At 57.1% G+C, this 12,164-nt stretch carries 10 protein-coding genes; 8 read left to right on the top strand and 2 right to left on the bottom strand.

The window, feature by feature from the left end; genetic code table 11:
• The first annotated feature begins 24 nt into the window (after positions 1-24).
• The 4 genes from puuE to V8J85_RS09710 all read left to right on the top strand — a co-directional run bounded on the left by puuE (position 25) and on the right by V8J85_RS09710 (position 4,554).
• Positions 25-1,437, top strand: coding sequence for an allantoinase PuuE (gene puuE, locus V8J85_RS09725; RefSeq protein WP_339953540.1), 1,413 nt, complete (start codon positions 25-27; stop codon positions 1,435-1,437).
• Positions 1,434-1,958, top strand: a complete 525-nt coding sequence (locus V8J85_RS09720) for an ureidoglycolate lyase (protein WP_339953539.1) — start codon at positions 1,434-1,436, stop codon at positions 1,956-1,958. The genes puuE and V8J85_RS09720 overlap by 4 nt, the downstream gene beginning before the upstream one ends.
• 15 nt (positions 1,959-1,973) lie before the next feature.
• Complete coding sequence (locus tag V8J85_RS09715) at positions 1,974-3,410, top strand: uracil-xanthine permease family protein (protein ID WP_339953538.1); 1,437 nt, start codon at positions 1,974-1,976, stop codon at positions 3,408-3,410.
• Between the two features lie 310 nt (positions 3,411-3,720).
• Positions 3,721-4,554 (top strand): bifunctional allantoicase/(S)-ureidoglycine aminohydrolase, encoded by an 834-nt coding sequence (locus V8J85_RS09710; RefSeq protein WP_339953537.1) that lies wholly within the window; start codon positions 3,721-3,723, stop codon positions 4,552-4,554.
• On the opposite strand, the gene bhcR is transcribed toward V8J85_RS09710, so the two are convergent.
• Complete coding sequence (gene bhcR, locus V8J85_RS09705) at positions 4,551-5,390, bottom strand: HTH-type transcriptional regulator BhcR (RefSeq protein ID WP_339953536.1); 840 nt, start codon at positions 5,388-5,390, stop codon at positions 4,551-4,553. The two genes, V8J85_RS09710 and bhcR, sit on opposite strands and share 4 nt — an antisense overlap.
• Positions 5,391-5,556: 166 nt before the next feature.
• Here bhcR and bhcA point away from each other — a divergent pair, with 166 nt between their 5' ends.
• From bhcA to bhcD, 4 genes are all read left to right on the top strand, one after another.
• The gene (gene bhcA / locus V8J85_RS09700; RefSeq protein WP_339953535.1) at positions 5,557-6,723 is read left to right on the top strand and encodes an L-aspartate--glyoxylate aminotransferase BhcA; all 1,167 of its coding nucleotides are present in this window, start codon (positions 5,557-5,559) and stop codon (positions 6,721-6,723) included.
• Positions 6,724-6,734: 11 nt separating this feature from the next.
• Entirely contained in the window at positions 6,735-7,685 is a 951-nt protein-coding gene (gene bhcB, locus V8J85_RS09695; RefSeq protein WP_339953534.1) for a beta-hydroxyaspartate dehydratase BhcB, read from the top strand.
• 11 nt (positions 7,686-7,696) lie between these two features.
• Positions 7,697-8,860 (top strand): 3-hydroxy-D-aspartate aldolase BhcC, encoded by a 1,164-nt coding sequence (gene bhcC, locus V8J85_RS09690; protein ID WP_339953533.1) that lies wholly within the window; start codon positions 7,697-7,699, stop codon positions 8,858-8,860.
• A gap of 160 nt (positions 8,861-9,020) precedes the next feature.
• On the top strand, positions 9,021-9,986 hold the full coding sequence (bhcD, locus tag V8J85_RS09685; protein WP_339953532.1) for an iminosuccinate reductase BhcD: 966 nt from the start codon (positions 9,021-9,023) through the stop codon (positions 9,984-9,986).
• A 428-nt stretch (positions 9,987-10,414) separates the two neighbouring features.
• Here bhcD and V8J85_RS09680 read toward each other — a convergent pair whose 3' ends face one another.
• Positions 10,415-12,160 (bottom strand): phosphate ABC transporter substrate-binding/OmpA family protein, encoded by a 1,746-nt coding sequence (locus V8J85_RS09680; RefSeq protein WP_339953531.1) that lies wholly within the window; start codon positions 12,158-12,160, stop codon positions 10,415-10,417.
• Positions 12,161-12,164 lie beyond the last annotated feature (4 nt).

The following is a 12,164-nucleotide window of genomic DNA, read 5'->3' as shown; positions in this document are numbered from 1 at the left end:
CCGAGTGAAACAAAGGACATACGTGTGAATCGCTACCCTCGTGACATGATCGGATATGGTGAAAACCCACCCGTAGCCAACTGGCCAAACGGCGCCAAGATCGCCGTCCAGATTGTGCTAAACTACGAAGAAGGCGGGGAAAATAACATCCTGCACGGGGATGCCGCGTCCGAGGCGTTTCTGTCGGAAATCACCGGTGCGCAGCCATGGCCAGGACAGCGTCACTGGAACATGGAATCGCTTTATGAATATGGAAGCCGCGCCGGTTTCTGGCGGGTGCACCGGATGTTGTCGGATCTGCCAGTGACGGTCTATGGCGTGGCCACAGCCTTGGCCCGCGCACCGGAACAGGTGGCTGCGATGAAGCGATCGGGCTGGGAAATCGCGTCGCACGGCCTGAAATGGGTCGAACACAAAGACATGCCCGAAGACGAAGAGCGCGCGCAGATCGCCGAGGCCATTCGTCTGCATACCGAAGTCACAGGTGACGCCCCGCGCGGTTGGTACACAGGCCGCTGTTCGAACAATACCGTGCGGCTGGTCGCCGAAACGGGCCAGTTTGCCTATGTCGCCGACAGTTATGCCGATGATTTGCCCTATTGGGTCAAACTGCGTGGGCGCGATCAACTGATCGTGCCCTACACAATGGATTGTAACGATATGAGGTTTGGCATTCAGGCAGGGTTCACCAATGGCGATCAGTTTGAAAGCTACCTTAAGGACAGCTTTGACTACCTTTACGAGGAAGGGCAACAGGGTCGTCCTGCGATCCTGTCCATCGGGCTGCATTGCCGGATCGTTGGCCGTCCGGGTCGGGCCGCCGCGCTCCGCCGCGCGATCGACCACATGAAAGCCCATGACGGTGTGTGGTTCGCCACCCGTCTTGAGATTGCTGAACATTGGACAAAGGAACATCCACCGATGACACAAACGCGACCTTCGGAGATGTCGCGCGATCAGTTTGTTGCGGCTTTCGGCGGTATCTTCGAACATTCGGCCTGGATCGCCGAAGGTGCACATGACCTGGAACTGGGGCCGACACACGATGGTGCCGCAGGTGTGCATAACGCACTATGCCGGATTTTTCGTTCCGCATCCGATGAACGGCGACTTGGCGTTTTGACAGCGCACCCGGATCTGGCTGGCAAACTAGCTGCTGCCGGCAAGCTGACTGCCGAAAGCACCGCAGAGCAGGCCGAGGTCGGGCTGGACCTGTTGACCGATGATGAACGGACAACATTCCAGAGACTGAACGATGCCTATGTGGCCAAGCACGGCTTTCCCTTCATCATCGCGGTCAAGGACAACGACAAGGCCTCGATCCTCGCGGCGTTCCATCGCCGCATCGACAATGACCGTGATACCGAATTCAACGAGGCCTGCCGCCAAGTGGAGCGGATCGCCGAATTGCGGTTGACCGAGAAGCTGGGCGCATGAATGACGTGATCCATATTCAGCCGCTGACGAAGGAGGCTTTTGCGCCCTTTGGTGACGTCATCGACACGGCCGGTGCGCCCGACAAGGTGATCAATCAGGGCAAATGCGGGCGCTATCATGATCGCGCGACCCTTGATTTCAACGGGGGCCGTGCCGGTGTCAGCCTATTCAAGGCAGAACCGCGCAGCCTGCCGCTGTCGCTGCAAATGGTCGAGCGTCATCCTGACGGAAGCCAAGCGTTCATCCCGATGTCGGAACATGGGTTCCTTATCGTCGTCGCCCCTGATGAAGACGGCGCGCCCGGTACGCCCATCGCGTTCGAGAGCGTGCCGGGACAAGCCATCAACTTTCACCGCGGGATCTGGCACGGCGTGCTGACCCCGCTGTCCGAACCCGGACTGTTTGCGGTCGTTGATCGCATCGGAACGGGTGCCAACTTGGAAGAACACTGGTTCGATGCCCCGTATTCGGTCGCTCCGATCAGAGAAGACGCCGGCGAGGGGCCGGCAGAGGTTTCATAGGGAGGGACAATTACTATGGCCGCGAACTCAATCGGGACACCGGAGCAACTCCGCGACCCCAATTATACACCAGCGCTTCAGCGCGCCATTCCATTGGGCATCCAGCACGTGCTGGCGATGTTCGTATCCAACGTGACACCGGCGATCATCGTCGCGGGTGCGGCTGGGTTCGGCTTCGGATCCAACAGCCCTGACTTTCCCGAGTTGTTGTATCTGATCCAGATGTCGATGCTGTTTGCTGGCATCGCGACGCTTTTGCAGACCATCACGATTGGGCCGGTCGGGGCTGCTTTGCCGATTGTGCAGGGCACATCATTTGCCTTTATCCCGATCATGATTCCGCTGGTTGCGGGCAAGGGTGTTGATGGTTTGGCAGCCCTGTTCGGCGGGGTGATCATCGGTGGTCTCTTCCACGCCTTCCTCGGGCTGTTCATCGGCAAGATCCGCTTTGCATTGCCGCCACTGGTGACGGGGCTTGTGGTGACGATGATCGGTCTGGCGCTGGTCAAGGTCGGCATTCAATATGCGGCAGGCGGTGTGCCTGCGATCGGTACACCTGAATACGGTAGCCTGCTGAATTGGTCAGCTGCACTGGTTGTGATCTTCGTGACGCTGGGGTTGAAGTTCTTCACCTCTGGGATGCTTTCGGTGTCCGCCGTTTTGATCGGTCTGATCGTGGGCTATTTCTACGCGCTTGGTGTGGGTATCCTCGAGTGGGGCGCAGTGACCGGCTCCTGGGAGCGTTCGGCAGCCTTTGCACTGCCACAGCCCTTTAAGTACGGTTTTGAATTCAGCGCTGCCGCAGTGATCGGTTTCTGCCTGATGGCCTTTATCTCTGCCATCGAAACTGTTGGTGACGTTTCTGGCGTCACCAAGGGTGGTGCAGGCCGCGAGGCGACGGAAAAAGAAATCCAAGGTGCGACTTACGCCGATGGTGTCGGCACGGCACTTGCCGGTATCTTTGGTGGTTTTCCCAACACATCGTTCAGCCAGAACGTTGGCCTGATCGCGATGACCGGCGTGATGAGCCGCCACGTCGTGACCTGCGGCGCGATCTTCCTGATCATCTGTGGTCTCGTGCCAAAGGTCGGCGGCATCATCCGCACCGTGCCTATCGAGGTGCTGGGCGGCGGGGTGATCGTCATGTTCGGTATGGTCGTCGCTGCCGGTATTTCCATGCTTTCCGACGTCGTCTGGAACCGCCGCAATATGGTGATCTTTGCCATCGCTTTGTCCATCGGTCTGGGTCTGCAGCTGGAACCCGGCGCGGTAGCAGGTCTGCCTGATACGGCACGCATCCTGATGACCTCGGGACTGTTGCCTGCGGCCTTCATCGCCATCATCCTCAATCTGGTCCTACCAGAGGAACTGTCAGAGGAAGCGACCGAAGAAGTATCGGGCGGCTTGCATGGCCATGGTAGCGGTTCTTTGCCTGTCGACGACGGCAGATAAGCACCGCCAAGACAAAGGAAAGGGCCCTCGCAGAGATGTGGGGGCCCTTTTTTGCACATTCGCTTCAGCTGTCTGCTGGACCGACGGTGAATTCGACTTTCTGCTCATTACGCGTAAGCCAAGCGTGACCACAGGCACAGGCTGCGGCGTGGCCCAAACGTTCCCGCAGCATCTACCCACCAATGCCACGGTTCCGAACAACTACCTGCGATTATCAAATCATCCCGAAAGGTCCTACATGATGTTATCCGGTGGTTGCCGAAGGCTTTTTGCCGCATCCTAGGCACAGCATCTATTCTCGGGATTTGTAATGTCAGCCAAGTATTTTGCGCCCACAGGCGGTCATCCCCCACAAACGCAACTGCTGACCGATCGCGCCATTTTCAAGGATGCTTATGCGATAATTCCGAAAGGCACGATGTGCGATATCGTGACCAGCTTTCTACCCTTCTGGGATGACACACGACTTTGGGTCATTGCGCGTCCATTGTCGGGGTTTGCCGAAACATTTTCGCAGTATATCATGGAAGTACAGCCCGGCGGCGGGTCTGATACACCCGAACTGGATGCGCAGGCCGAAGGCGTGCTGTTCGTCGTCGAAGGGTCTTTCACGCTGAGTGTGAACGGGAAAGATCACGTGCTGTCTGAGGGCGGCTATGCCTATCTGCCGCCTGCATCCGGCTGGACCTTGCGCAATACGGGTGATGCGGTAGCGCGGTTCCACTGGATCCGTAAATCATATGACGTGGTGCCTGGCCTCGATACGCCAGATGTGATCATTACCAACGAAAACGACATCTCACCCACCGTGATGCCGGGCACCGATGGCAAATGGGTAACAACGCGCTTTGTCGATCCTGCCGACCTGCGCCATGACATGCATGTGACCATCGTGACTTTTGAACCCGGTGCCGTGATCCCGTTTCTGGAAACCCATGTGATGGAACACGGGCTTTATGTGCTGGAAGGCAAAGCGGTCTATAATCTGAACAACGACTGGGTCGAGGTCGAGGCGGGTGATTTCATGTGGCTGCGCGCGTTCTGCCCGCAAGCCTGCTATGCAGGCGGACCAGGCAAATTTCGCTATTTGCTTTATAAGGACGTGAACCGGCATATGAACCTGCGGATCACGCCTAAAACTTAGCGGGGTGAAGACCCGCCGATTGCATCCGTCAACGCCTTGGCGGCGTGCATCACCGCATCGCTGAGCCGCGGCACGTCAACTTCACCGACACGGCTTGTGGGCCCGGAAACGGAAATACCCGCCACAGCCTCGGTGTTCGCATCAAAGACAGGGGCGGCGATACAGCGCATGCCAAGGTTTTTTTCCTCACCGTCGATCGCATAGCCTCGCGCCCTGATCCGCGCCAGATCAACCTCCAGCGCATCGGGGTCGGTAATGGTGTGGGGCGTAAACGCCTCTAATGCATGATCAGCTTTCCAAGCGGCGAATGTGCCGGGGTCAAATTCTGCCAATAGCGCCTTGCCGATCCCCGACGAATGCATCGGAGAAAGCGCCCCGGGCGGAAAGAAGGCACGGATATTTGAATGCGTCTCGACCTGACTGAGGAACAGGACGGAACCGTCCCGCTCTGCCCCCAGATTTGCGGTCTCACCGGTGTCATTCATCAGCTTGCGCAAGATTGGCCGTGCGCGATCCACAAGAGAGGTGCGCCGCAAAAACCGCGAGCCTATGACAAAGGCTTTGGCCCCGATGTTCCAAGTCTGGTCCGTTTTGTCGAACTCCACCAGCCCCCGTCCTTCCAATGTCACAAGGACGCGGTAGACCGTGGCTGGTGACTGGTTCATCTCTGATGCGATGGTGGTCAGCGCTTTGCCTTGCGCCTTGCTCAGATGCTCGAACACCTCCATCGCACGGTCGAGTGATTTGATCGTATTCTGGGCGGTCTTGTCATCCCAATCGCGCGGGCGGCCACGGGCCCGACGACCCGCCAATGATCCAGTGTCTTGAGAATCCATATGATGCCTACAGCAATTATTGAAAAATAAGTTCAACATATGAAAAATACAAGCCACTGACAAGTATATAAAAATTCTGATTTATCGAATATGAAATACAATTTCAAAAAAGTAGCGATGCATCCGGAGGACGGGTAAACAACTGGAAACCGCAAAGGATGTCGTCATGAGCTTTCAGAACCCCGCCTTTATCCCCGGTCCCACAAACATGCCCGAGCACATCCGTCAGGCGTGCTACATGCCGACCATCGATCACCGCTCTTCCATGTTTGGCGAGATGCTGCACCCGATCCTTGATGGTGTGCGCCGCGTTCTGAAATCCGACGGCGCGCATATCTTTATCTTTCCGTCTACCGGCACTGGTGGCTGGGAAACCGCCCTATCCAACTGCCTGAACGCGGGCGACAAGGTATTGGCAGCCCGAAATGGCATGTTCTCGCACCGCTGGATCGATATGTGCCAGCGACACGGGCTTGATGTTCAGGTGGTGGAAACCCCCTGGGGTGATGGTCTGCCCGCCGACAAATACGCAGAGATCCTGAAAGCCGACACCAATCACGAGATCAAAGTCGTGCTGGCCACGCACAATGAAACCGCAACCGGCGTGACGTCTGATATCGGTGCCATACGCAGGGCGCTGGATGTGGCAGGCCACCCTGCCCTGCTGTTTGTTGACGGGGTGTCCTCAATCGGGTCGATGGATTTCCGGTTTGACGACTGGGGAGTGGACGTGGCTGTCACAGGATCCCAAAAGGGGTTCATGCTGCCTGCCGGTCTGGCCATCGTGGGTTTTTCTGAAAAGGCGATGGCGGCGACCGAAACAGCGACCCTGCCGCGCACCTTCTTCGACGTCAAAGACATGCAAAAGGGCTATGACGCCAATGCCTACCCCTACACACCGCCTGTCGGTCTGATGCGCGGTCTCAAAGCGTCGCTGAAGCTGATCGAGGAAGAGGGTCTCGATAACGTCTTTGCCCGTCACCGCCGGATCGCGACAGGTGTGCGCCACGCCGTGGATGCTTGGGGTTTGAAGCTTTGCGCCAATTCGCCTGAGGTCTATTCTGATAGCGTGTCGGCGATCCGCACGCCGGAGGGTTTCAACGCGACTGACATCGTGAACCGTGCAGCGGACAAATACGGCATGGCCTTCGGAGTTGGTCTGGGTGAGGTCGCAGGCAAGGTGTTCCGGATTGGGCACCTAGGGTCGCTCACGGATGCGATGATGCTGTCCGGTCTTGGCGTCGCAGAAATGGTGATGGTGGATCTTGGTCTTGATATCAAACTGGGCTCAGGCGTGGCCGCAGCCCAGGAATTCTACCGTTATGGATCGTAAGGAAGCCACCGATGTATATCCCCACCTATCAGGACATGCTGGATGCGCATGAGCGGATCAAGCCACATATCGTGCGTACGCCGGTAATGACCTCTGCCTATCTGAACGAACTGACCGGGGCTGAACTGTTCTTCAAATGCGAGAATTTCCAAGCACCCGGCGCGTTCAAGGTGCGCGGGGCAACGAACGCGGTCTTTGGGTTGGACGATGCGCAGGCCAAGGTGGGCGTTGCCACGCATTCATCCGGCAACCACGCATCCTGCCTGTCTTACGCGGCCATGCTGCGCGGCATTCCTTGCAACGTGGTCATGCCCCGCTCAGCCCCCCAGGCCAAGAAGGACACCGTGCGCCGCTACGGCGGCAAAATCACCGAGTGTGAGCCATCGACAACATCGCGCGAAGCAACATTTGCCAAGGTGCAGGCCGAAACCGGTGGCGATTTCGTGCACCCTTACAATGACCCGCGCGTGATCGCGGGCCAAGGCACGTGCTCCAAGGAATTCATGGAACAAACCGATGGTCTTGACATGATGGTGGCCCCGATTGGCGGCGGTGGCATGATCTCGGGCACCTGCCTGACGCTGTCCACACTGGCCCCCGAAGTCAAGATTATCGCAGCCGAACCCGAACAGGCAGATGATGCTTACCGCAGCTTCAAGGCTGGATACATCATTGCCGACGATGCACCCAAGACCATCGCAGATGGCCTACTGGTGCCGCTCAAGGAACGCACCTGGCACTTTGTATCCAACTACGTGACCGACATTCAGACGGCTTCCGAAGAAGAGATCATCGATGCGATGAAACTGACATGGAAGCACTTGCGCATCGTCATGGAGGCCAGCTGTGCCGTGCCTTTGGCCATCATACTCAAGAACAAGGACTACTTTGCTGGCAAACGAGTCGGCGTGATCGTAACAGGCGGAAATGTCGATCTGGACAAGCTGCCGTGGCTCAACTGAGGACACAAAACATGAACAAGCAACCTAATTTCGAAGAGTTTGAAGTCGGTTACGACATCCCCGCCAAACCTGGCATGGATGAGTCGGATATCCAGACGCCATCACTGGTGCTCGACCTTGACGCGCTGGAACGCAACATCAAGAAGATGGGCGATTACGCCAAGGCGCACGGCATGCGCCACCGCGTACATGGCAAGATGCATAAATCCGTCGATGTGGCAAAGCTGCAGATCGAACTGGGTGGTGCCTGTGGCGTGTGCTGCCAGAAGGTTTCCGAGGCTGAGGTGTTTGCACGTGGTGGGATCAAGGATGTCATGGTGTCCAACCAGGTGACGGACCCGGCCAAGATCGACCGTCTGGCACGGATGCCCAATTTGGGCGCGCGCACACTGTGCTGTGTTGATGATCCGGCCAATGTGGCGGACCTGTCGGCGGCCGCACAGAAGCACGGCACGGAAATTGAATGTCTTGTCGAGATCGACTGTGGCGCAGGTCGCTGTGGTGTCACTTCAACACAGGATGTGGTCAACATCGCCAAGATGATCGATGCCGCTAATGGTCTGAAGTTTGCAGGCATTCAGGCGTATCAGGGCGCCATGCAGCACCTCGACAGCTATGAAGAGCGTCAGGGCAAGACACAGATTGCCATCGATATGGTCAAGGACGCGATCGCCGGCCTCAAGGCTAACGGTCTGGAGTGTGACATTGTCGGTGGTGGCGGAACCGGTTCTTACTATTTTGAATCAAATTCCGGGGTTTTTAACGAGTTGCAGTGTGGCTCCTACGCTTTCATGGACGCCGACTATGGCCGTATCCTTGATAAGGACGGAAAGCGCATCGATGAAAGCGAATGGGAGAATGCCCTGTTCATCCTGTCGACGGTCATGTCCCACGCAAAGGCCGACAAGGCGATCGTGGACGCGGGCCTGAAGGCGCAGTCGGTGGATTCCGGTTTGCCCACCGTGTTCGGGCGTGACGATGTGGAATACGTCAAGTGCTCTGATGAACACGGGGTCGTCATGGACCCCCAGGGCGTTCTCAGCGTGAACGACAAGTTGAAGCTCGTCCCCGGTCACTGCGATCCGACCTGCAATGTGCACGACTGGTATGTCGGCGTGCGCGGCGGCAAGGTCGAGACCGTCTGGCCCGTCAGCGCCCGCGGCAAAGCCTACTAAACAATGTGGGGGAGTTTCAGCGAGGAGGCTGGTCCAAGACGTTCACATGCGGTGGCCCTCCCCCGGTATGCATGTGAACGCACGAGTTTCCCGTTCCCGCTGGACCTTCCAGTGCTGGTCGCGCGGCTCACCGACTCCCATTTTTCAAAGGACTCTACAGATGCTCATCGTACCCGAACGCGAAATTGCCAGCCTGATGACCCGCGAAGCGGCGTTCGATGCGGTTGAAAAGGTTTTTGCGGCCATGGCTGCGAAAGACGCCTACAACTTTCCAGTGATCCGTGAGGCCATTGGCCATGAAGATGCGCTTTACGGCTTCAAAGGGGGGTTCGACAAGGCGGGTTTGACTCTGGGCTTGAAGGCCGGTGGTTACTGGCCGCATAACCTCGAAAAACGGAATGAGATCAACCACCAGTCCACAGTGTTCCTGTTTGATCCTGACACTGGCAAAGCCAAAGCGATGGTTGGTGGAAACTTGTTGACCGCGCTGCGCACGGCAGCTGCGTCGTCCGTGTCGATCAAACACCTCGCACGCAAGGATGCATCGGTTCTGGGTATGATCGGCGCAGGACATCAGGCGACGTTCCAGCTACGTGCGGCGCTGGAGACCCGCCGTTTCAAAAAAGTCATTGGCTGGAACTACCACCCTGACATGCTGCCCAATATCGAAAAGGTCGCGACCGAAGCCGGTGTGCCGTTCGAGGCTGTCGATTTGCCCGGCATGACGGAAGCTGACGTTATTATTTCGATCACGTCCGCCTTTGCGCCCTCTCTCATGGCCGATCATGTCAGCCCCGGCACCCACATTGCCTGTATGGGCACTGACACCAAAGGCAAGCAAGAAGTTGAATCCGCCCTGCTCGCCAAAGCGTCCGTCTTCACGGATGAGGTCGCGCAATCAGTATCTATCGGCGAGGCTCAGCATGCGGTGGCCGAAGGTCTGATTACGGAAAGTGAGGTCGCGCAACTGGGTGCCGTGATCAACGGCACCAATGCGGGTCGGACGTCTGATGAGGATATCACGCTGTTTGATGGTACCGGTGTTGGCCTGCAGGACCTGGCTGTCGCAGCAGCCGTCGTGGATCTGGCCGTTGCAAAGGGCGTCGCGATCGAGGTTGATTTCTAATAGTTCGCCAAATCATGAGTGACCGTCAGTTCAGAGGGACAAGAACGGCGCCACGGTTGGCTTGGATCAGCTGGACCGGTGTACTGTCTATAGTGACCCCACACCAGTTCGCCGGGTGGCAATGCCATCCCAGGCTGGGACGCGATCCCAAGTATGAAGGGGTGCAGGCCGCAATCCTACGCTTTTGGCGGCCATTTTGAACAGCCGCATGCAGCGGGTGTGACTGGCGTTTATGGCCTATCGGGGCCGGTTAAATGAAACAGCCTATATGCATCGTGATCAACGGCTTTGGCAGCCTTCGCGGCGCGTCATGCGGTCGGGCGGAAAACCATAACGTTTGAACAGTGATTCGCGCCGCGTGACCAACCTCATCATGCTGAAATTGGCCGAACGAACCCGTCAATGCAACGGTCCCCTGTGAACAGCGTTTAGGCCTTTGGTCTGATCCAGATTTCAACCCGCCGGTTCAATTCGCGTCCTTCGGCCGTGTCATTACAGTCTACCGGCGCGATCGGCCCCATTCCGAATGTCGAAACAACGTCGTCGTCCAAAAAGCCGACATTTTCAGCCAACAAAATATCTCTGACCGCATTTGCACGACGCTCGGCCAAGGTGATGTTGTTGGTGTCCGAGCCGACGGAATCTGTAAAACCAAAGATCAACACTTCGTAGCCTTCATAGGCATCCGAGCGGACCACGCTTGAGATACGCTTCACATCATCAATCGCTTTCTGGTCAAGTTGCGATGATCCGGTCAGGAAACGCAGCGAGGTCGAAAGCCGTTCGGCATTTGCGGTTTCACCAAGATACGCCCGCGTCACGTTCGCCTGCAATGCAGTCGCATCGCCGGCAAGGACAGATGTCAGGATACGCGCGCCTTGGTCTTTAATCGGCAGGACACGCAGTTCCTGGGCGACAAGACCCTGCGACGCGACCGAACGCTGGCCAAAGTCGGTGACGATGAAGTCACCGATATTTTTTGCAAACTCGGGCATCGCATCATCGTCAGCCATGTACTGATTCCAGCGTATGGTCAGCGGATACTCTTCGGTCTGTATCGAAAAATCGCTGTTATCGAAAAAGATGTTGCAGCTGCTCACCAGATCTAGCGGCTTGCTATCGATAATCTGCGAACGATAAACAGCCCCGATCGCATATGGATCCGCCCCGATGGCCGTGTTCAAATCGACGGCTGTGTCATGGACGCGCACACCCGTCGACAGAGCCTGCCCGCTAAGCAGCCTGTTACGTAACTGAGCGTTAGCACCTGATGATTCAGCCAAAACATGCACAGCGATTGGCGCGTCTGCTCCGCCAAGATCGGACCAGTTCGTGACCCCACCTGTCAATACGGACCGCAGGTCTTCCATCTCAAGCACATTGATCCGGTTTTCGGGATGGACCACAAAGGCAATGCCATCCAACCCGATCGTTGTCTCGGTGAGCGTCGCATCGGTGTCGTCGTCTTCATCGGTCGCGGACAAAGTCCCCTGCGTTAAGGCAAATGCGGCTTCTCCACGTTGAACGGCGGCGATAGCCTCTGCCGGTGCGATTTGTTCAAGGCTGATATTGGCAACCTCCTGCCCGCGTTCATCACCGACCAGGATTGTCGAAATCTGATCGGCGCCTCCCATGGACAACGTGACACTGAAATCTTTTGACTCCGCAAAGTCGGTGATCACCTTGGACAAAAGCTCTGCCGCCAGAGTGTCGCCGACAGCGATCTTGAAATCGGCGCGGTCAACCTCGGATGTCGGGCAAGCCGCCCCTTCACACCTGACGAATTCCCGCTGGATGGTCACCGACCCGTCGCCCGTTTGCACCACAAAATCGGATGCCGTCACTTGCAATAGCGTACCGTTCAGCTCAAAAGATCCGTCGAGCGACGTCAGAATGATCCTGTCATCGACGTTCTCGACAGTTTCATCTACGGGGCAGCCATCACCGATGCAGGTCACGAATTCCCGCTGCACGACCAATTCGCCTTGCGGCGTTTGCAGAAAATAGCTGCTTTCGTCAAAGGTGACGGACTGGCCCTTCATCTCAAAGCTGCCATCAAGCGCCCGCAGCGTCGTTTCGGCAAGAGCACCGGACGGGATCAACGATGTTCCCGACAACAAAAGGCAAATCAATTTCTTTCGTGCCCCAATGACCATGCTGGTTACTCCACTCATTCAA

This window comes from Yoonia sp. 2307UL14-13, assembly GCF_037572755.1.
Lineage (GTDB): Bacteria > Pseudomonadota > Alphaproteobacteria > Rhodobacterales > Rhodobacteraceae > Yoonia.
This window is presented reverse-complemented; position numbering and strand designations above follow the sequence as displayed.

What these genes read in the sequence shown, in the direction of transcription:
- V8J85_RS09720 (WP_339953539.1), top strand. Translation starts at nt 1,434, where the DNA reads ATGAATGACGTGATCCATATTCAGCCGCTGACGAAGGAGGCTTTTGCG.
- V8J85_RS09715 (WP_339953538.1), top strand. Translation starts at nt 1,974, where the DNA reads ATGGCCGCGAACTCAATCGGGACACCGGAGCAACTCCGCGACCCCAAT.
- V8J85_RS09710 (WP_339953537.1), top strand. Translation starts at nt 3,721, where the DNA reads ATGTCAGCCAAGTATTTTGCGCCCACAGGCGGTCATCCCCCACAAACG.
- bhcR (WP_339953536.1), bottom strand. Translation starts at nt 5,390, where the DNA reads ATGGATTCTCAAGACACTGGATCATTGGCGGGTCGTCGGGCCCGTGGC.
- bhcA (WP_339953535.1), top strand. Translation starts at nt 5,557, where the DNA reads ATGAGCTTTCAGAACCCCGCCTTTATCCCCGGTCCCACAAACATGCCC.
- bhcB (WP_339953534.1), top strand. Translation starts at nt 6,735, where the DNA reads ATGTATATCCCCACCTATCAGGACATGCTGGATGCGCATGAGCGGATC.
- bhcC (WP_339953533.1), top strand. Translation starts at nt 7,697, where the DNA reads ATGAACAAGCAACCTAATTTCGAAGAGTTTGAAGTCGGTTACGACATC.
- bhcD (WP_339953532.1), top strand. Translation starts at nt 9,021, where the DNA reads ATGCTCATCGTACCCGAACGCGAAATTGCCAGCCTGATGACCCGCGAA.
- V8J85_RS09680 (WP_339953531.1), bottom strand. Translation starts at nt 12,160, where the DNA reads ATGAGTGGAGTAACCAGCATGGTCATTGGGGCACGAAAGAAATTGATT.